Below are 20558 nucleotides of genomic sequence, written 5' to 3' on the forward strand. Positions count from 1 at the left end.
ATGGCAGCTAACTGGAAGGTGTATGTTTCCAGTTAGTTTGCCATTTTGAATACATAGAAGGTAGGTAAGATGTGTGATAGAATTTCGAAATGTTTCCAAAATGTATCCGAATGGTACAAAAGGATTGAATAATATAAACTTGAACATTCAAAAAGGTGAGTTTGTTGTAATGGTAGGGCTGTCGGGGGCTGGAAAGTCTACACTTCTTAGGTCGGTAAATCGCCTTCATGAGATTACAGAAGGAGAAATCTTGATTGAAGGTGAGTCTATTACTGCTGCGAAAGGAAAAGAATTACGACGCATGCGCCGGGATATTGGTATGATTTTTCAAAGTTTTAACCTTGTAAAACGATCAACGGTTTTGAAGAATGTATTAGCTGGGCGTGTTGGATACCATTCGACTTTTCGTACAACGTTAGGTCTATTTCCAAAAGAAGATTTGGAGCTTGCCTTTCAATCGTTAAAAAGGGTGAATATTTTAGAAAAAACATATGCGCGAGCTGATGAATTATCAGGAGGACAACAGCAACGTGTATCGATTGCTAGAGCGTTGGCGCAAGAAGCAAAAATCATATTGGCAGATGAACCTGTTGCGTCGTTAGATCCGCTAACAACAAAGCAAGTATTAGATGATTTGAAAAAAATTAATGAAGATTTTGGGATTACAACAATTGTAAACTTACATTCTATTGATTTAGCTAGGCAATATGCGACACGCATTATTGGATTACATGCAGGCGAAATTGTTTTTGATGGTTCAGTAGAAGAGGCAACGGATGAAAAATTTGCTGAAATTTATGGAGACGTAGCGCAGAAAAGTGAATTATTAGAGGTGGCAGTTAAATGAATGACGCGACGATATATTCGAAATCGATACCGAAGCCGCCGAGTAAGTTGAAACATATGTTAACGGCTATTCTAGTCATTTTACTGTTGTGGGGAAGTAGTGTACAGGTCGACGCATCATTTTCAAAACTAGTAGTTGGTTTTCCTAATATGATTGATTTGTTAAAAGAGATGGTGCCGCCTGATTGGAGTTATTTTCAAGTTATTACAACAGCGATGTTAGATACAATACGTATGGCGATTATTGGGACGACTTTAGGAGCGATTTTAGCTATTCCACTGGCACTATTTGCGGCAAGTAATGTGTTTACTAGTACATTTTTGTACGGTCCAGCTCGATTGGTTTTAAATTTTATCCGAACGATACCAGATTTATTATTAGCGGCAATTTTCGTAGCTATTTTTGGAATAGGACCACTTCCAGGTATTTTAGCTCTTACTTTTTTCTCAATTGGGCTCGTGGCGAAATTGTTGTATGAGTCAATGGAATCGATTGATCCAGGTCCATTAGAGGCGATGACAGCAGTAGGAGCAAATAAAGTGCAATGGATTGTGTATGGGGTAATTCCGCAAGTGAAAGCACATTTTGTCTCCTATGTTCTTTATACATTTGAGGTGAATGTACGTGCAGCAGCTGTTTTAGGTTTAGTAGGAGCGGGTGGTATTGGGTTGTATTATGACCGTACACTTGGATTTTTACAATATCAACAAACTGCATCTATTATTATTTATACTCTTGTTGTTGTATTGTTAATTGATTATGTAAGTACATTGTTGCGGGAGAAATTATAATGAGTAAAACGACGATAATTGTACCAAAACCGAAGAAACCGAGTGTGTATCGCTGGTTTATTTTTATAGCACTTGCATTTGTTTATGTATGGGCTTTTTCAGGAGTCCCGCTAGAGGGAATAAAGGATACGGCAGGAGAAATTACAAAAGCAATTATGACAGGTGTATTGAATCCAGATTGGTCGTATGTATCTTTGCCAGATGGTGAAGATTTATTACATGGCTTAATTGATACGTTGGCAATTGCGATATTAGGTACATTTATTTCTGCCTTTTTATCTGTTCCATTCGCTTTTTGGGCGGCAACGAATATGAGCAGTGGAAAATTAACGGCAGGAACTGGGAAATTTGTACTTAGTTTTGTTCGTACATTTCCTGAATTAGTTATGGCTCTTTTATTTATAAAAGCTGTTGGACCAGGCTCCTTTGCCGGAGTTCTAGCTTTAGGATTACACTCTATCGGAATGTTAGGGAAATTATATTCAGAAGGAATTGAAAATATAGATAAAGGACCGACGGAAGCGTTAATAGCTACAGGTGCGAATCGCTTTCAAATACTTTGGTATGCAGTATTGCCACAAGTATTACCGGATTTTCTATCGTATACGTTATACAGGTTCGAAATTAATGTACGATCCGCTGCCATTTTAGGTGTTATTGGAGCAGGTGGGATTGGCACGCCTCTAATTTTTGCACTGAGTTCACGCAATTGGTCTCGTGTGGGGATTATTTTATTGGGTATCATTTTAATGGTAATTATCATTGATTATATTTCAAGTTCGATACGGAAGAAAATTGTATAATTTATTTTAAGCACCTATAAAAGGTGCTTTTTTATATAATAAGAATAATAAATGTGAGCAATAGGGGGGATAATTTGGCTTTACAGCACGAGTTTGTATTTGTTTCGAATGAAAAAAAGGGTTGGATTTTATAGGTATAGATTGGATTGAACTTTGTTTTCTATATAAAGAAGAGGCAACGATAGATGAGTGTGTTGTATTAAGTGATGAGCTAATCGTATATCTATTAGATTTTACCCATTGGATTCCGACCTATTATCCAGCGAAAAGAGCAGAAGGATTTGGAATTCACTATTATGGTATTACGAAAATAGAACAGCAAGGAGCAGTGATAGCAGAACAGTTATTTTGTTCGCTAGTTAACATGTTTTCTCTAGCGCCAGAAACAATCGAACTGATAGGGCAGTTTCAATGGGGAAATGATAATAATACTGATGGAGAATATGAAAGATACGTATTTGATCGAGATAAATTATGCCAAGATTTAAATTCTTTTATTCGTTTGCTTTGCAGAGTGAAAAATGGGGAAGGATATATTTTGCATTAAGGAATTTGAAAATGATGAATAAATATACAGATAATTCCCTTTCTTTTTAAAATAAAAACAATGAAAAAGTATGTCATATTGAATACCCATACATTCCCGAAATCATTGATTTTTTTATGAAAAACCAAAAAAATATCAACATATTTGTCGATACATGTTGTATAATCTTGCGTGGGAAGCTATCATATAAATGTATAAAACGTTTACTAATATAAGCGAAGGGAAGAATAGCATGTCACATTCAATCGAACAACTTTCTATCAACACGATTCGCACATTATCCATCGATGCGATTGAAAAAGCAAACTCTGGTCACCCAGGAATGCCAATGGGTGCAGCACCAATGGCTTATACATTATGGACTCAATTTATGAAACACAATCCAAATAACCCAACGTGGTTTAACCGTGATCGTTTCGTATTATCTGCAGGTCATGGTTCAATGTTACTATATAGCCTACTTCACCTATCTGGTTATGATGTAACAATGGATGACTTAAAGAACTTCCGTCAATGGGGAAGCAAAACTCCAGGACATCCTGAGTACGGTCATACAGCAGGTGTAGACGCAACTACTGGTCCACTTGGACAAGGTATTGCAACTGCTGTAGGTATGGCAATGGCTGAAAGACATTTAGCGGCTAAATATAACCGTGATGCGTATAATGTAGTAGATCATCATACATACGCTATTTGTGGTGATGGAGATTTAATGGAAGGCGTTTCTGCTGAAGCATCTTCATTAGCTGCTCATTTACAATTAGGTCGTCTTGTTGTGCTTTATGATTCAAACGATATTTCATTAGATGGCGATTTAAATCGTTCATTCTCTGAAAGTGTAGAAGATCGTTACAAAGCATACGGATGGCAAGTAATCCGTGTTGAGGATGGAAACGATATTGAAGCTATCGCGAAAGCAATCGAAGAAGCGAAAGCTGACGAAAAACGCCCAACGCTAATTGAAGTAAGAACGACAATTGGTTTCGGTTCTCCAAACAAATCAGGAAAATCAGCTTCACATGGTTCTCCACTTGGTGTAGACGAAACAAAATTAACGAAAGAAGCATATGCTTGGACTGCTGAGCAAGACTTCCATGTAGCAGAAGAAGTATATGACAACTTCCGTAAAACTGTACAAGATGTTGGTGAAACTGCGCAAGCCGCGTGGAACACTATGCTAGGTGAATATGCACAAGCATACCCAGAATTAGCAAACGAATTACAAGCGGCAATGAATGGTCTTCTTCCAGAAGGTTGGGAGCAAAACTTACCAACTTATGAATTAGGATCAAAAGCAGCAACTCGTAATTCTTCAGGTGCTGTAATTAATGCAATTGCAGAGTCTGTACCATCATTCTTCGGTGGATCTGCTGACCTTGCTGGTTCTAACAAAACATACATGAATAACGAAAAAGACTTTACAAGAGATGATTACAGCGGAAAAAACATTTGGTACGGTGTACGTGAGTTCGCAATGGGTGCAGCAATGAACGGTATTGCACTACATGGCGGTTTAAAAACTTACGGTGGTACGTTCTTCGTATTCTCTGACTACTTACGTCCAGCAATTCGTCTTGCAGCATTAATGCAATTGCCAGTAACGTATGTATTCACACACGACAGTATCGCTGTTGGTGAAGATGGTCCAACACATGAACCAATCGAGCAATTAGCAGCGCTACGTGCAATGCCAAATGTATCTGTTATTCGTCCAGCTGATGGTAACGAATCTGTTGCAGCTTGGAGACTAGCTCTAGAATCTACAAACAAACCAACTGCTTTAGTATTAACTCGTCAAGACCTTCCAACATTAGAAGGTGCAAAAGACGATACGTATGAAAAAGTAGCAAAAGGTGCCTATGTAGTTTCTGCAAGCAAGAAAGAAACAGCTGATGTAATCTTACTTGCATCTGGATCTGAAGTAAGTCTAGCTGTTGAAGCGCAAAAAGCGTTAGCAGTAGACGGCGTTGACGCAGCTGTTGTCAGCATGCCATCTATGGATCGTTTTGAAGCTCAAACAGCTGAGTACAAAGAATCTGTATTACCAAAAGCAGTAACAAAACGTTTCGCAATCGAAATGGGTGCTACATTCGGATGGCACCGTTACGTAGGTCTTGACGGAGATGTGTTAGGTATCGATACATTCGGTGCTTCTGCTCCTGGTGAGAAGATTATGGAAGAGTATGGATTTACTGTAGAGAACGTTGTTCGTAAAGTAAAAGAAATGCTTTAATGATTTTAGAAAAATCTCTCCGGCATGGAGAGATTTTTCTATGTAAATGAGTTTTTTCGACAGAAAAAGTTTTTTATCTCTCCGCAGTCAGACAATCATTGCAAAATTTCTTCTATATAATGAAGGGAAAAGGTTGTCCAGATTGGGAGGCGAAAGATGAAAACGTATGAATTGTATTTAATTCAAGAGGATATTGCGAAAGCTTACTTTGGTCGTGAATATTTGTTTTTTGATTTATTTGCTAGATTTTCAGAATCTGGGTCCCTTTCGGAGAGAAAAGTGTTATATAAACAAATGATGTATATAACGATGCCATTACAAGTAATGAAAATTCACCATAAATTAGAACAAGCTTTGCGCGTTCTTGGTAAATATGATCGAACACATCATACACATACACTTTATACAGGAGCGGAATACGGCGAAATAATGGTGAAACCGCACTATATTCGCATGAATACCTCTGGAAACGTTTCTATGGAAACGACTTTCTTTGAGGTGTTAAGAAAGTGTGAATTAACATTTTTAGCTATGGATTATGAAAATACAAAGTACGGATGGCTGAACCCTCTAAAACAAGTACGAACATATGTGTAAAAAATGTCGAATTGTATCTTGTCTTATTGAAAAGGTTTTAGTACACTGTAAGGTAGACAACATGAAGGAGGAAAATATATGCCAATTTGGTTAGGTATTCTAGTGGGCGTAGTAGCACTAGTAGCAGGCGTGGCGTTAGGATTTTTCATTGCCCGCAAATACATGATGAACTACTTAGAAAAAAATCCACCAATTAATGAACAAATGTTAAAAATGATGATGATGCAAATGGGACAAAAACCTTCCCAAAAGAAAATCAATCAAATGATGAGCGCGATGAATAAGCAACAAACGAAATAAGCGCTAAAAGACACTCGCTAAGAGTGTCTTTTCTTTTTGTTAGTTATGTAGTTTAAAACTTTTAAAAATTCAGTATTTTTGGTAAACTGAAAACATCGCTCATTTTAAGGGAGGAGGATAAAAATGAAGGTATTTATTAATTTAGCGTGGTTTTTTAAACAAGAAAAACGAGCGTACATAATCGGAATTATTATGTTATTTGGTGTCGCGCTTCTTGAACTTGTAGCTCCGAAAGTACTAGGTATTGTAGTAGATGAAATTAATAATGGAACATTAACATCTGAAGAATTGTTGAAGTGGGTTATTCTGTTAGTAGTTGTAGGGATTACTATGTACATATTACGTTATTTATGGCGTATTATGATTTTTGGATCTTCGTTAAAACTAGCCCGTCAATTACGAAAGAATTTATATGAACATTTTACAAGGATGAGCCCATCTTTCTATCAATCACGTCGTACGGGTGATTTGATGGCGCATGCGACTAATGATATTCAGGCGATTCAACAAACTGCTGGATCGGGCGTTTTAACACTTGTTGACTCATTAGCGGTTGGGGGATGTGTACTCGTAGCGATGGGTTTTACAATTAGTTGGAAGTTAACATTGTTAAGCTTAATTCCAATGCCGATTGTAGCGATTTCGACAAATTATTATGGAACGTTATTACATAAAAGGTTTCATAAAGCGCAGCAATCGTTTTCAGAAATCAATGATAAAGTGCAAGAGAGTATGAGTGGGATGAAGGTAATTCGATCACTTGGACAACAGAAAGAAGATTTACAAGCATTTAGAAAAAAATCAGAAGATGTTGTACATAAAAATATGTTAGTCGCACGTATTGATTCGTTGTTTGATCCAACAATCTCTCTTATCGTTGGATTTTCTTTTTTAATTGCAGTGTGTTACGGGTCAGTATTAGTTGTGAGGGGTGAATTAACTGTAGGTGATCTCGTTACATTTACAACGTATTTAGGTACCCTCGTTTGGCCAATGTTAGCCTTTGGATGGTTGTTTAATATTATGGAGCGTGGGCGTGCTTCGTATGACCGTGTAGAAAAAATTCTCTCGCAAAAATCAGATGTAGTAAATAGAGAAGATGCTGTACATAAAGTAGCAAGCGGTGATGTTACATTTGCGGTCGATTCATTTTCATATAAGAAAAATGAACTGTTACAGCTAATAGATGTTCACTTTGATTTGAAGAAGGGTGAAACACTAGGAGTTGTCGGACGTACAGGAGCAGGGAAAACGACTTTATTAAAATGTTTAATCCGTGAGTATGATCATTTTAGTGGTGAATTAAAAGTTGGGGAGCGGGATATTCGCGAGGTAACACTTTACGGTGTCCGTTCTGCCATTTCATACGTGCCGCAAGATCATTTTTTATTTTCAGCGAGTATTGGGGAGAATATTGCCTTCGGAAAGGCGGATGCTACATATAATGAAATAACCCGCGCTGCAGAGATTGCTTGTATTCATAATGACATCCTCCAATTTTCAGAAGGGTATGAAACGGTAGTAGGAGAAAGAGGCGTTTCGTTATCTGGAGGTCAAAAACAGAGAATCTCTATTGCACGTGCTTTATTAACGAATGCGGAAATTTTAATTTTAGATGATTGTTTATCAGCGGTAGATGCAAAAACAGAAGAAACGATTTTAAATGCATTAAAGAGGGAAAGAGCAGGAAAAACAACGATTATTACTGCTCATCGTTTAAGTGCAATTCAACATGCCAATCTTATACTTGTTGTGGATGAAGGCAGAATTGTGCAACGAGGTACACATGAACAATTAATGAAAGAAAACGGTTGGTATAAAGAAATGTACGAGAGCCAGCAGTTAGAAGCATTAGTCGAGAAAGGAGGCGTATGATGACCGGGAAGAAGCGGAGTGATTTAAGTAGATTACTTTCTTATATGAAGCCATATAAAAGGTTACTATCTTTAGCATTTATCTTTTTAGTTGGTGCAACTGTAACTGAAATGATGGGTCCTTTTTTAATTAAACAATTTCTTGATGAACATTTAGTACCACGTAACTTTGATCAATCAGCACTTGTTACTCTATTTGTAGTGTATCTTATTGCTCACTTATTAAAAGTATTATTTACTTATTTAGACTTATTGTATTTTCAAAATATCGCTTTTAAAATTGTTCAAGATATGCGTGTTGAAGTATATAATCATGTTCAAAAGTTGTCATTAAGTTTCTTTGATCGTACGCCGATTGGTACGCTTGTATCGCGCATAACGAATGATACGGAAGCAATTAAAGATTTTTATGTCAGTGTATTATCCACATTTGTCAAAAATGTAGTCTTTTTAATAGGTATTTTAGTAGCAATGTTTTTATTAAATGTAAAACTAGCTCTATTTTCTCTCGTATTAATTCCGATAATGTTTGCAATTATGGTGCTATATCGCCGGAAGAGTGCAGCCTTTTATTTAGAAGTACGTAATCAATTAAGCGTGTTAAATGCAAAGTTGAATGAGTCCATTCAAGGAATGAATATTGTTCAAGTGTTCAGGCAAGAAAAGCGTATGAGAAAAGAGTTTGAAGAAGTGAATAATAAACATTATAGTGCAGGGCGACGGACGTTAAAGTTAGACGCGTTACTTTTACGTCCAGCAACTGATTTAGTTCATATTGTGGCTATTGCATTAGTACTTGGTTTATTTGGAATTGATGCTTTGAAGAGTCCTGTTGAAGTAGGTGTCTTATATGCGTTTGTTAACTTTATACATCGTTTCTTCCAGCCTGTAAATGAGATGATGATGAAATTATCATTTTTCCAACAGGCACTTGTTTCATCATCACGTGTATTTCATTTAATGGATGAGAAAGATTTAGCTCCAGTTCAAAAAGGGGATGGAAATCCTCAAGTTGTTAATGGAGAAATTGAATTTAAAAATGTTACTTTTTCGTATGATGGAAAACGTGATGTTTTAAAAAATGTATCTTTTCACGTGAAACAAGGGCAAACAGTTGCTTTCGTTGGGCACACTGGTAGCGGAAAAAGTACTATTATGAATTTGTTAATGCGATTTTATAATATTAAGTCCGGAAATATTGTAATAGATGGTGTAGATTTAGAGAGATTTGAAGAAAGAGAAATTAGAAAGAAAATAGGACTCGTATTGCAAGATGCATTTTTATTTGCGGGAAATGTAAAACAAAATATTCGTATGTACAATGAAGAAATTACGGATGAAGAAGTAAAAGAAGCGGCACAATTTGTGCAAGCGAATACGTTTATTGAAAAATTACCAGAGCAGTATGAAACAGAAGTAGTAGAAAGAGGAGCTGCATTTTCTAGTGGTCAACGCCAATTAATTGCTTTTGCTAGAACGATAGCAACGAATCCGAAAGTATTAGTATTAGATGAAGCAACAGCTAATATTGATACAGAAACAGAAGATGCGATCCAAACAGCATTACAGCAAATGCGAAAAGGGAGAACGACTATAGCAATTGCACACAGATTATCTACAATTCAAGATGCAGATCAAATTTTTGTTATGCATGATGGAGAAATAGTAGAAAGAGGAACACATCAAGAATTACTGAGTGAGCAAGGGTTGTATTATAATATGTATTTACTACAAAATAAAGGAAGTTTACAAAAGGCCTTGTAATTATAAGGCCTTTTTACTTTGTTTATAAAATATGTTTGCTCTCAATGTCTATAGTAGAAACGTCGTGACCCTTTATTAAAGTTGTACATATTGTATGTATACGAAATGAAAAAAATTGATAGGAGCTTTTATATGCAAGATAGATCTAGTTCAAATATTACGTTTATCGATGTGTCTCATTGGCAAGGGAACATTGATTGGAATGCAGTGAAGGGATCGGGTATTTCAGCGGCGTATGCAAAAGCGACAGAAGGTGTGAATAATCTTGATCCTACTTTGGTTCAAAATGTACAAGCAGCACGAAATGCGAATGTATTAATCGGTGCATACCATTTTGCACATCCAGAACTAAATGATGCAATTTCAGAAGCGAAACATTTTGTGAACATATTACAAAGCAATCAGACAGACTTAATGCCAGTTTTAGATTTAGAATCACCGATAGATCCGAGTAATAGTAATTTAACTGGTACTGCTATATCTAATTGGGCAAGAAGTTTCATAAATTATGTGAAACAGGCTACTGGAAAAGATGTCATGTTATATACAGGAGTTTGGTATATTAATGAGTTTGGAATTAACGGATTAAGCGATATTCCACTTTGGATTTCTAAATACTCTAGTACGCCGCCTGCTGATGCTGGTGGATGGACAGAGTGGACAGCATGGCAATACACAGATTCTGGTCAAATTTCAGGTGTATTAGGAAATTGTGACGTATCAGCAGCGGTTTCATTAGAAGCTTTGCAAGGAAATGGAACAAATGGTGGTGGAAATGTTTCTCCACCTAGTACTGCTACTGCAGTCTACGGCGTTGCTGTAATTAAAGGCGATAATGTAAATTTACGGAGTGGACCATCTTTACAATCTAGTGTAATTCGCCAGCTAAATAGAGGAGAATCATATGAAGTTTTGAATGAACAAGATGGTTGGCTTGCTTTAGGTGGAAACGAATGGATATACTATGATCCAAGTTACATTCAGTATAAACATTATGTGGCGACTATTACTGGTGATAATGTGAATCTGCGGGATGCTCCATCATTAAATGGAAATGTTATAAGACAGTTACATCACGGTGAGGCTTATAGAGTATGGTGTAAGCAAGATGGCTGGCTTGGGTTAGGTGGAAATGGCTGGATATACTATGATCCAAGTTATATTCAGTATGGTGTACAATAAAATGCACGTAAAAGGTATCTCGCCTGAGATGCCTTTTATTCTGCTATTTGCGGGCAGCCTGAAACAATCAGTGGGGAATGGGGAAAATCGCTTATTAAAGTCTCGCTTCATTAAAAATATGTGATTTTTACAAAGTGTATATTGAAAACATAGTATAATATAATGGATGTTTATAAAAATAAATGAAAATGGAATAAAGGAGTAAAGATATGGATTATGTGCTAATAGGTGTGGTTTTATTATTATTAGCTGTAGTATTCGTGCTGTTCTATAAAAATAAACAGCTAGAATCAGAGAGTCAGCAAGTAGAATTTGAAAAGAAACAAGCAATTGAAACGTATGAAACTGAAATTGCAGCTACGGTTACAGAGCATAAAGAACAACAAAATACATTGAAAAATATAGAACAGAAGAAATACAATGATTTACAAATAAGTGCAGCTAGAGAACTTGAAAATATGCGTATGATGAAAAATCAATTAGCTGTGCAACATAGTAAAGAACGCAGTGAAATGCAAGAAAAACATAGTAACGAAATTCATATGTTTCAAAAGTTAATTGCAAATTTGCGAGAGTATACGAAAAATGGAGCTGAAGTGAATACACACGAAACATTACATTATATGAAGCGTGGCTTCGTAGAGCAAGGCATAATACTAGACACTGAATTTCATATTATGCCAAATGTTTTTATTAGAAATCAGCATGGAGGAAATGATTGTCGCATTCATCATCTTGTCTTAAGTAAAACGGGTATGTATCTACTTGAGACGAAAGAATGGACAGGGAAATTAATTCATGGCTTAACGAAAGAAAATGCTAGTATATATTCATTTATGATTGATGAAATTGGCAAGTATCAACAAGAAGTAGAGAAAGAAGAGACATTTGAATGCGTTACAGGTGAAGATTCATTAACGATACAAGTGAAAAATGAAGGGAATCCAGTATATAGAGCGAAGAAACTATCTCATATTCTATACAATTGTTTGAAAGAAATACAAGTTGATATTGTAAAGGAAAAAGTAAAACCGATTGTGTATTTTTATAATGAGAGTGGGAAAGAAGTGCTAGATCTGTCTGAAGAAAAAACGCCGAGATTAAAAGATAGAGAGCAAATTGTAACGTTCTTCAGAAATGAGATCTTAACAGGGAAAGTAATATATACAGATCAAGAGTTAGAAAAACTTCGAGAAATCATTAGCCGGATGAATTATAAAATAAATTAAAAAGAGGTGGGCTTTTTGAGTGCCATATTGAGGGGTATTTTGTATGTTTATGTTTGTTTGTATATACTAATGTATCTTGCGTTTATGTTTGTTATTGATGTGGTTCATATGTCAGTAAGTGTAAAAAGTATGTTTGTAGTAGTCATGCCATTTGCTATATTAGTCGTAATTCAAAAGTTCGTCTTACGTACTTCTGTAAATCGTAATACAGAAAAAAAGCAAATGCTAGGTGTAATGATAGTAGGTTGTATTCTATTGATAGTGTGCACTGCGCAATTAAGTATGAATACATACACCTCTAAGTTTAATCAAGATCGGTGGTTACATGCTGAAGAGAAAAGGGTACATATGGTAGATGATCTAATGCAAAAATATAAATTAACAGGGAAGTCAAATGAAGAAATCACAAAATTATTAGGAACGCCTACTGAAACGAGAAATGGAGAAGAAGGGATTACCACTTCGTACTATCTTGGAAATGAACGTGGCTTTATTTCAATAGATAGTGAACAGCTTGTTTTACAATTTGATAGAGATGGTAGAGTTATGGAATATAAGGTGCATAGAGGTTAAAGAAATGTAGAGGGAAGCTATATATTATAGCTTCTTTTTATATTCCAATATAGTAAATGTAGGCAAATAGTAGTCATTCCTATCTATACGAATCGGAATGAGTCTGTTATATTGTAAATGGTTATGTAGTTTAATAGTTTACTAGATGTCCTATATTTTGGTTGAGGAGGGGGAAATTAACACGAATTTAATTATGGCGTGTTAAGTATTATTATGAAAAAAAGATTTTATAATGTTTTAGCTGCATCGATTGTATTTAGCGTGGTAACGATTCCGAATTATTCCTATGCTAATGAGTTGGAAAAAACTGTAGCGGTTTCACCTGATGAACAAGCTTTAAAAAGTATTGAAAACCATATGAAAGAGGAAGATGGTCGAGGAGAAGATACAGGAGTAAAAAATGAAGTGCAAGGCGAATTTCTTGTACAAATAGTGAAAGAAGTACCTTTATATGATTCTAGTAATTTTCAAAAAGAGACAGGGGTTCACATTTCGAATCAAGTTGTAAAAGCTGAGAAGAGAAAAGGAAACGCTTACTATGTTCGGACTTCATCTGGAACTGGATGGATAGAAAATAGTGAGGGGAATGTAGAGGTTAAAGAATTTCACCCTTTATTAAGTGAAAAGTTGGTTATTAATGAAGTAACCTCTACTTACTCTGAACCATTTACTTCATACAAAGAAGAAAATGTATTGGAGCCACAAAATATTCAAGCAATTGGACAGGCCGGAGAATGGTTCCAAGTAAAAATAAATGATGAGATAAAATGGATTTATTCACCTTCAGCAAAATTTGAAGGAACAAAAGCTTCAATTATTCAAGAGGCAACACCAGCACGTACAAAACGTGCAGCAGTTATGTATGCTGCACCAATAGAAGAGAAAACAACGGATATTTATGGTGTAACTTTAAAAGAAATGATTGTACCGAAAGGAAATGAAAATATCCGTCCCGGTTATGCGATGAAGCCGAAGTATATTACGATTCATGAGACAGATAATTACAGTGTTGGGGCAAATGCTAAAAACCATGCAATATATTTATATAACCAAGCGACGGGAACGGAAGATCGTTCAGCGTCATGGCACTTTACGGTAGACGATAAAGAGATTTATCAACATCTTCCATTAAACGAAAATGCTTGGCATGCAGGAGATGGAGCAGAAGGAACTGGAAATCGAGAATCAATTGCGATTGAAATTGCTGTAAACGAAGATGGTGATTATAATAAAGCTGTTGAAAATGCTCGTAAATTAACAGCTTATTTAATGGGAGAATTACATATTCCTTTAGAAAATGTGAAGAAACATCAATTCTGGAGTGGAAAGAATTGTCCGGCTATTATGATTAAAAATAATGCGTGGGAACCATTCTTACAAGGAACAAAGGTTTATTATGATGCGAACCATAAAGATGATATAACAGGTGGTTGGTACGAAGCAGACATTCGTGAATTAGATAAACGAGGCATTATGATTGGGGATGGGAAAGGTTCTTATTGGCCAGAGCGTCTTGTCACACGTGGCGAATTTGCGAATTTAATTTCAAGATCATTACAGTTACCTGAAGGATCATCGAATTTTAATGATTTAAATACAGCACATCCATCGCTAATAGATGGTATTAATCGTGCAGCAACTGCTGGGATAATAAGTGGTAGAGGAAATGGGACGTTTGCTCCAAATGATACGATTAAACGAGATGAAGCTGTTATCATGATTGATCGTGCACTGCAATATAAAAAAATTAAAGGTAACTTAGTTCCGTTACCATTCTCGGATCAAGATTTAGCATATGATAAACAAGCTGTACAACGTGTTTATGGATTAGGTATTGTAAAAGGAAATGAAAATAATGAATTTATGCCGAAAGGTTCTGCAACGCGTGGAGAATCGGCAGCATTTATTAATAGAATGTTAAAAGTAATAGAAAGTAAATAATGAAAAAGCACTCGCTTTTGCGAGTGCTTTTTTATTTTTCAATATGTTACGGAAGGGAGAGAAGGATTTTGAGTGGAATAAGGAATGAAAGCGGAGGTGATGCATATATATGGATGCATTGGGTTGTTTTTATCTCGCTATTTGCGGGCAATAAGACTCCCACTTCAAAGTTTCACTTTATCATATTGTATAAATGAAAAGGAGGTAAGACGGTGAAAGCAATCCCGACTGATGTCCTGAGTAAAGAATTAATGGAAAGAGAAGGAGTTATATCTATTACAGTAAAGGAATTTGAAAAGATAGAAGTAGCTGGAGTAGTAGTTGCTGGTCCGGCAGTTATTTTGATTAATCAAGATTAAGTACATATTATTGAAATAAAAAGCATCCATCTAGGATGCTTTTTATTTGTATACAAGGAAGAATATGATGGATAATTGCTTTACTGGAGGGAAAGTCTGTGGCAATTATTATAACGATGTTAGTAATGGGAGTTTTATTAGGATTTGTTGGAGCAGGGGGAGCTGGTTTTATTATCGCAATACTCACTTTAGTATTCCACATTCCTATTCATGTTGCGCTTGCAACGTCTTTAACTGCAATGGCATTTACGACATTATCTGGGGTTATAAGTCATTATCGTGAAGGAAATGTTGTAGTTACTATAGGAGGGATTGTTGGTGGATGTGGAGCACTTGGTTCTTATATTGGTGCAAAGCTTGGTTCACTTATACCACCGCATCTTCTTCATTGGTTTACAGCTGGGATGTTATTTTTATCTGCAATTTTTATGTTTGTTAAATTAATTAAGTTTCAAAATAGGAAAGAACTACTTTTAGCAGAAATTAAAGATTTTTCGAAAGACAATATAATGAAATGTATATGTCTCGGATTAGTCACTGGAATGATGGCTGGTTCATTTGGGATTGGTTCTGCACCATTTATTCAACTTGGATTAATGGTTCTATTAGGATTAACAATCCAGCAATCTGTAGGAACAACAATGCTTGTCATATTGCCGATTGCGATTGGAGGTGGGCTAGGATATAGTTCAGAAGGCTACCTAGATTATATACTGTTATTGCAAGTATTAATTGGCACGATGTTAGGAGCGTATATCGGGGCGAAGTTTACAAATTATGCACCACGTATGCTTTTGCAGCTTTCAATGATTATGACACCAGTTGTAGCTGGATGTATGTTATTGATGGAATAAAAATAATATAGCAAACTAATATGTTTTACGAATGAATTATGTAAGTAATTCATATTTCCCATATAAAAGGATTTGCTTTAATATAATGAGTGTAAAGTTCGAGTATTCGAAGTACTACTTGAATTATATCCCTATCCCTTTTCTAAAAATGCGAACAAGTTTTGCCCTATTCTATTCAATAATTAATTGCATAGAAATATATTGTTCGATGACCATTATGGAACGTACATAATGGGAAAATCCCGATCCTTAAAGAGGATGCCCCTAATCTTCATGTGAAAATATGATCGGATAAGAAAGCTGACCAATTTATGGTCGGCTTTCTTTTTGTTCAAAAGTTATTTCTTCTTTAATTTCTGTTTGCAATAATAAAGCTTTTCCGAAACGACGTTTACATTCCGCACGCACTTTTTCAATGGCTAGTAGCTGAGTAGTGGCGGGAACTGTTACGATAGCTTGGCGTGGTTTTCGATTTTCTTCACAAAAGACACATTCCACAACATATTTAGAAATCATATTTTCATCCTTCCGTTTTTAATTTCTAAGAAGGGATTGTCTATGAAGTTAATGTGATTTTTCGTCATTAGTTTACTTTTTTCCTCTTTTTTCAAGGAGAAAATGATAAAGAAGGTGAATTTTTGTAGGGGAGGGATGTATATGGAAAGATGGATAGGTTGTGCAGCAGTATGTATAAATGAAAAAAATGAAGTTTTAATGGTGTTGCAAGGGCAAAAGGGTGAAGAAAAAAGGTGGTCTGTTCCAAGTGGAGGGCTTGAAAAGGGAGAGACACTAGAAGAATGTTGTATTCGAGAAGTTTGGGAAGAAACAGGTTACAATGTGGAAGTTGTAAATAAAATATACGAAAAAGAGGGTATTACATACGGGGTTCCTGTATACGTTCATTATTATGTCGTTAAAAAAATAGGCGGTAGTATGAAAATCCAAGATCCTGATGAGTTAATACATGAAATTGCTTGGAAGAGGATAGATGAAATGAAGGAATTAACGCTATCTTTCCCGGAGGATTATGAGGTTTTAAATAAATATATAAATAAAAAAGCGAGTGTTTAAACACTTGCTTTTTCAATGTATCCACGATAAGAAAAGCGGAACGATAACTAAACTAGCTCCTGCTGTTAAAAGCATAGATAAACTTGCAATGGTTCCTTCTACAGGGCCGATTTCGAATGCTTTTGATGTACCGGTTCCATTTGCGCTAGTGCCTAACATAATGCCTTTTGCGAGCGCTGTTTTAATACGGCATATACGTATGAGAGCAGGTCCGAGCAATGCTCCTGTTAACGCAGTTAAAACAACAAATACAGCTGTTAATTGTGACATACCACCGATCATTTCTGAAATGGCCATTGCAATTGGTGTCGTTACAATATGAGGCGCTAAACTATGTTCTAACGATGAATCAATTTGAAAATAATTAGCTAGTAGTGCTGAAGTAATAACTGATAAAAATGAACCGACAATGACATTAAGTAAAATAGCTATTCCATGTTTCTTGAGTAAATCAAAGTATTTATAGATTGGCCATGCGAAAGCAACTGTTGCAGGCTTTAATAATTCTGTTAACCATTGACCACCTGTTTCATATGTTTCATAAGGTGTGTCTAGTCCGAGTAATAAAGCAATTAAAATAATAGGGCAGACGAGAAGAGGAGAAAGTAAGCTCCAATTCCAGCGTTGATACATTTTCTTCGATATCCAATATGTGAATAGTGTTAATAGTAAACAAAGAAAGCAGATCATTGTGTTGATCCTTTCCGCTTTAGTAGCAATTCTGTTAGGAGTCCTGTAGCGAGAGTGACACAAAGTGTACTAATCATAATAATTAAAATGAGATCGATTCCATATTGTGATAGTGTATCTTTGTAGCGTATGACAGCGACTGCAGAAGGAATGAAAAATAAAATAAGTTCTTTTAATAAAAAGTCTGCTCCGTCCTGTACCCACTCTTTCTTCACTAGGTTAAATTTTAATGAAATTAATAATAAAAAAATACCGATTATACTTCCTGGAACTGGGAGGTGTGCCTGTTTTGCAATCCATTCACCTGTCCAAGCGAAACAAAATAATAATAAAATTTGTCCGCTTAATTTCCACCATTTCATACAGTACCACCTCTTTCTTTTTTTACATAAAAATTGTAAAAAAGAATTAACAATTTCTACTATACGTTCATTCGAAAAATTTGTCTAATATATAAATTATATGTTATTAATATATTAGATGTATTAATTGAAAGTGAAAAGGGTGTCCAAAATGGAATTACGGCATTTGCAATATTTTGTTGTAGTGGCAGAGGAGTTACACTTTGGACGAGCAGCTGCTCGTTTACAAATGACACAACCACCGCTTAGTCAACAAATTCAGCAATTAGAAAAAGAAATGGGAGTTATGTTATTTTCAAGAACGAAGAGAAAAGTTGAATTAACAGAAGCTGGAGAAATGTTTTTAAAAGAAGTAAAAAAAGCGTTCGAACAAATTGATAAAGCAGTAGAAGTTGCACAAAGTGCCCAAAGGGGAGAAGTGGGATCACTTTCAATTGGTTTTGTAGGTGCGGCGATATATGATATTTTACCATCTATCGTAAGGGAGTATAGAAAGAAATTTCCGAGAGTGTCTGTTGCATTACATGAACTGTCAACACCGGATCAGGTGCATGCACTTCACGATAACCGTATTGATATTGGCTTTTTGCGTCCGCCAATTCCAACGCAATTACTAGAGTTAGAACCAATTCAAAAGCTTTCTTGTACGTTATGTTTACCGAAGGCACATCCACTTGCTGAAAAGGATGAAATACATATTGAAGATTTAAGAGACGAACCGTTCGTATTTATTACGAGACCGGTATGGCCGGCGTTATACGATACAATTTTATCACTTTGCCGCGACGTAGGATTTAGTCCACACATTGTACAAGAAGCAACGGAATATCAAACAGTTATGGGACTTGTAGCGGCAGGAATCGGAATTACGGTAATACCTGTATCGGCGAATAAATTGTATAAAACCGAAGTCGTATATAAAGAGTTATGTGATTCTAATTTTGTTGCAGAAATGTCAGTAGCGTACAAAAAAATGAATACTAATCCAGAACTTTTAGAGTTTTTGAAAATTGCAAGAGAGAAGAAAAGAATAGAAGTTGAGGATGAGATTAATTAATTTGTTAAAAAGTACACCTCGTTAAACACTAAAGCGGAAATGCAATATAATTGCATTTCCGCTTTAGTGTTCTTTTTTTAGTTCTATACTAAAGAGATAAACATGTTCGTTTTCTTGTAATAGTTGGTCAATAGCAGTTTTTTCCTCAAGCATTGGAATTCTTACGGTTTCTTTATTCGTTTTTATTATAGCCGCTAAAGTCGTCTTTTGATTGTATGTTAAGTTTATAGCAGATTGAAGAGTAGTAGAGGTAGAGCTATTTATGATTGGAGGTGCTTCTTCAGGAGCGAGCATGGAACTACCTTCAATATTAACATACCAATGTTTTTGCACTTGTACATCTTTATCGAGTTGGGATTGAGGTGGTAAAAAAGAAAGCTTTACTTTCTTTTTTTTGAAAATGGGAGGTAGCTATATTCGCAATTACGTTTGTTTTTTTACCATTTTGATAATAATCAATTGTAGCATGTATTTCATCTTTTTCATTTTTTAGGGTAACGTTATAAAACATGCTGTCTCCTTCTTGAAAAGGAGTCATTTGTAAAATAGAAGATTGCTCTTCTGTTAATTTGTATGGCTCAACAATGGCGATCTCATTGTTTTTAAGTGAGCTACAACTTGTGAGAAATAATAAAAATAAGATTGATAGTAATTTTATGCGCATGCAACCCCCTCCTTTTTACAATTATATTCTGAATATGATTTATTTTCCATTTTATTTTCTAGGACTAAAGACTTAGAAAAAATTCAGATTGTAGTGCGATGTTTAAAATGTCATATTTTTATACACTAGTAGTATAGAATGAGTATGGTATGAAGTAAGGTAGGGGAAGAACATATGTCTTTATGTCAGTTAGTGAGAAAAAATATAAGAACATTTGCTGCCAAAAGGATGAAGCAATTCATGTGGGTTGCTATGAGTACTATGATTTTATTTTTTATGATATCGCTCCAATTTAATGAAGGAGCTATTGGGAAATTAGAGACTACACTTTTATTTCAAATGAGCTTTTACATGCTGTTTATTGTATTCATTTTTATTTGTATTTTTACTACATATAAAATAACGTTTTCTCTTCTGCAAGTGAGGAAAGAGGAAATTAAATCTTATGTAGCAGAGAGTAGGAAGAGAAATGACGTACTATGTTTATTATGTCAGGAGCAATTATTTATTTATGGAGCAGCGTTTGTTTTTGGATTAGTGAATGGGATGTTATTTTTGAAATTATTTACGATTATCTTTATGAAAATAGCAGGAATACAAGGGATAAATAGTGCACCGATTACAATATATGCAATAGTAGTTGTTAGTATAATTATGATTGTGATCGTCCTATTATCGATGATGCAATGTTTTCGATTTGTTCAAAGTTTACAAGATGAAAATTCGTTTTAATTTAAGGAAAAGGCATGAGAAATCATGCCTTTTCTTATTTTACACATAAAAATAATCATGTTACAGTGTAAAGACCTGACAAAGAATG

20 protein-coding genes and 2 pseudogenes are annotated in these 20558 nt (G+C 35.3%); 18 read left to right on the forward strand and 4 right to left on the reverse strand.

Features of this window, described 5'->3' with window-relative positions:
* Positions 1 to 73: 73 nt before the first annotated feature.
* From phnC to DM800_RS02800, 15 genes and pseudogenes are all read left to right on the forward strand, one after another.
* Complete coding sequence (phnC, locus tag DM800_RS02730; protein WP_087982021.1) at positions 74 to 847, forward strand: phosphonate ABC transporter ATP-binding protein; 774 nt, start codon at positions 74 to 76, stop codon at positions 845 to 847.
* Positions 844 to 1638 carry a phosphonate ABC transporter, permease protein PhnE gene (phnE, locus tag DM800_RS02735; RefSeq protein WP_000996079.1) on the forward strand — a complete coding sequence of 265 codons (795 nt, stop codon included), beginning with the start codon at positions 844 to 846 and terminating at the stop codon, positions 1636 to 1638. The genes phnC and phnE (DM800_RS02735) overlap by 4 nt, the downstream gene beginning before the upstream one ends.
* Positions 1638 to 2441, forward strand: coding sequence for a phosphonate ABC transporter, permease protein PhnE (phnE, locus tag DM800_RS02740; protein WP_098134729.1), 804 nt, complete (start codon positions 1638 to 1640; stop codon positions 2439 to 2441). Before phnE (DM800_RS02735) ends, phnE (DM800_RS02740) begins: the two co-directional genes overlap by 1 nt.
* A gap of 74 nt (positions 2442 to 2515) precedes the next feature.
* A pseudogene (locus tag DM800_RS02745) lies at positions 2516 to 2988 on the forward strand (coproporphyrinogen III oxidase).
* A gap of 232 nt (positions 2989 to 3220) precedes the next feature.
* On the forward strand, positions 3221 to 5221 hold the full coding sequence (tkt, locus tag DM800_RS02750; protein WP_048544176.1) for a transketolase: 2001 nt from the start codon (positions 3221 to 3223) through the stop codon (positions 5219 to 5221).
* A 156-nt stretch (positions 5222 to 5377) separates the two neighbouring features.
* Entirely contained in the window at positions 5378 to 5818 is a 441-nt protein-coding gene (gene sirA, locus DM800_RS02755) for a sporulation inhibitor of replication protein SirA (protein ID WP_048527522.1), read from the forward strand.
* 78 nt (positions 5819 to 5896) lie between these two features.
* On the forward strand, positions 5897 to 6118 hold the full coding sequence (locus DM800_RS02760; protein WP_001123315.1) for a YneF family protein: 222 nt from the start codon (positions 5897 to 5899) through the stop codon (positions 6116 to 6118).
* 123 nt (positions 6119 to 6241) lie between these two features.
* Positions 6242 to 7993 carry an ABC transporter ATP-binding protein gene (locus DM800_RS02765; RefSeq protein ID WP_147786354.1) on the forward strand — a complete coding sequence of 584 codons (1752 nt, stop codon included), beginning with the start codon at positions 6242 to 6244 and terminating at the stop codon, positions 7991 to 7993.
* Positions 7993 to 9756 carry an ABC transporter ATP-binding protein gene (locus DM800_RS02770; RefSeq protein ID WP_147786355.1) on the forward strand — a complete coding sequence of 588 codons (1764 nt, stop codon included), beginning with the start codon at positions 7993 to 7995 and terminating at the stop codon, positions 9754 to 9756. Before DM800_RS02765 ends, DM800_RS02770 begins: the two co-directional genes overlap by 1 nt.
* Positions 9757 to 9888: 132 nt before the next feature.
* Positions 9889 to 10938, forward strand: a complete 1050-nt coding sequence (locus tag DM800_RS02775) for a GH25 family lysozyme (protein ID WP_137012028.1) — start codon at positions 9889 to 9891, stop codon at positions 10936 to 10938.
* A 209-nt stretch (positions 10939 to 11147) separates the two neighbouring features.
* Positions 11148 to 12167 carry a nuclease-related domain-containing protein gene (locus tag DM800_RS02780; RefSeq protein ID WP_147786356.1) on the forward strand — a complete coding sequence of 340 codons (1020 nt, stop codon included), beginning with the start codon at positions 11148 to 11150 and terminating at the stop codon, positions 12165 to 12167.
* Between the two features lie 6 nt (positions 12168 to 12173).
* The gene (locus DM800_RS02785) at positions 12174 to 12740 is read left to right on the forward strand and encodes a hypothetical protein (protein ID WP_087982038.1); all 567 of its coding nucleotides are present in this window, start codon (positions 12174 to 12176) and stop codon (positions 12738 to 12740) included.
* Between the two features lie 213 nt (positions 12741 to 12953).
* Positions 12954 to 14681 carry an S-layer homology domain-containing protein gene (locus tag DM800_RS02790; protein WP_147786357.1) on the forward strand — a complete coding sequence of 576 codons (1728 nt, stop codon included), beginning with the start codon at positions 12954 to 12956 and terminating at the stop codon, positions 14679 to 14681.
* 212 nt (positions 14682 to 14893) lie between these two features.
* Positions 14894 to 15040, forward strand: coding sequence for a BC1881 family protein (locus DM800_RS02795; protein WP_000644411.1), 147 nt, complete (start codon positions 14894 to 14896; stop codon positions 15038 to 15040).
* 98 nt (positions 15041 to 15138) lie between these two features.
* The gene (locus tag DM800_RS02800) at positions 15139 to 15894 is read left to right on the forward strand and encodes a sulfite exporter TauE/SafE family protein (protein ID WP_147786358.1); all 756 of its coding nucleotides are present in this window, start codon (positions 15139 to 15141) and stop codon (positions 15892 to 15894) included.
* A gap of 309 nt (positions 15895 to 16203) precedes the next feature.
* Here DM800_RS02800 and DM800_RS02805 read toward each other — a convergent pair whose 3' ends face one another.
* Complete coding sequence (locus tag DM800_RS02805; protein WP_000624203.1) at positions 16204 to 16410, reverse strand: DUF3903 domain-containing protein; 207 nt, start codon at positions 16408 to 16410, stop codon at positions 16204 to 16206.
* A 141-nt stretch (positions 16411 to 16551) separates the two neighbouring features.
* On the opposite strand from DM800_RS02805, the gene DM800_RS02810 reads away from it, so the two are divergent.
* A complete protein-coding gene (locus DM800_RS02810) occupies positions 16552 to 16965 on the forward strand; it encodes an NUDIX hydrolase (protein WP_000442959.1) in 414 nt (137 codons plus the stop codon).
* Positions 16966 to 16977: 12 nt separating this feature from the next.
* On the opposite strand, the gene DM800_RS02815 is transcribed toward DM800_RS02810, so the two are convergent.
* Together DM800_RS02815 and DM800_RS02820 are read right to left on the reverse strand one after the other, a co-directional pair.
* Positions 16978 to 17655, reverse strand: coding sequence for an LrgB family protein (locus DM800_RS02815; RefSeq protein WP_147786359.1), 678 nt, complete (start codon positions 17653 to 17655; stop codon positions 16978 to 16980).
* On the reverse strand, positions 17652 to 18017 hold the full coding sequence (locus tag DM800_RS02820; protein WP_087982047.1) for a CidA/LrgA family holin-like protein: 366 nt from the start codon (positions 18015 to 18017) through the stop codon (positions 17652 to 17654). Before DM800_RS02820 ends, DM800_RS02815 begins: the two co-directional genes overlap by 4 nt.
* A gap of 151 nt (positions 18018 to 18168) precedes the next feature.
* Here DM800_RS02820 and alsR point away from each other — a divergent pair, with 151 nt between their 5' ends.
* Positions 18169 to 19074, forward strand: coding sequence for an acetoin biosynthesis transcriptional regulator AlsR (gene alsR, locus DM800_RS02825; RefSeq protein ID WP_000423221.1), 906 nt, complete (start codon positions 18169 to 18171; stop codon positions 19072 to 19074).
* Between the two features lie 63 nt (positions 19075 to 19137).
* Here the strand turns inward: alsR and DM800_RS02830 are convergent.
* Positions 19138 to 19738: pseudogene (locus tag DM800_RS02830) on the reverse strand (histidine kinase).
* A gap of 174 nt (positions 19739 to 19912) precedes the next feature.
* Here DM800_RS02830 and DM800_RS02835 point away from each other — a divergent pair.
* Positions 19913 to 20470, forward strand: coding sequence for an ABC transporter permease (locus DM800_RS02835; RefSeq protein ID WP_088064220.1), 558 nt, complete (start codon positions 19913 to 19915; stop codon positions 20468 to 20470).
* Positions 20471 to 20558 lie beyond the last annotated feature (88 nt).

This window comes from Bacillus sp. AY18-3, from assembly GCF_008042305.1.
Lineage (GTDB): Bacteria > Bacillota > Bacilli > Bacillales > Bacillaceae_G > Bacillus_A > Bacillus_A wiedmannii.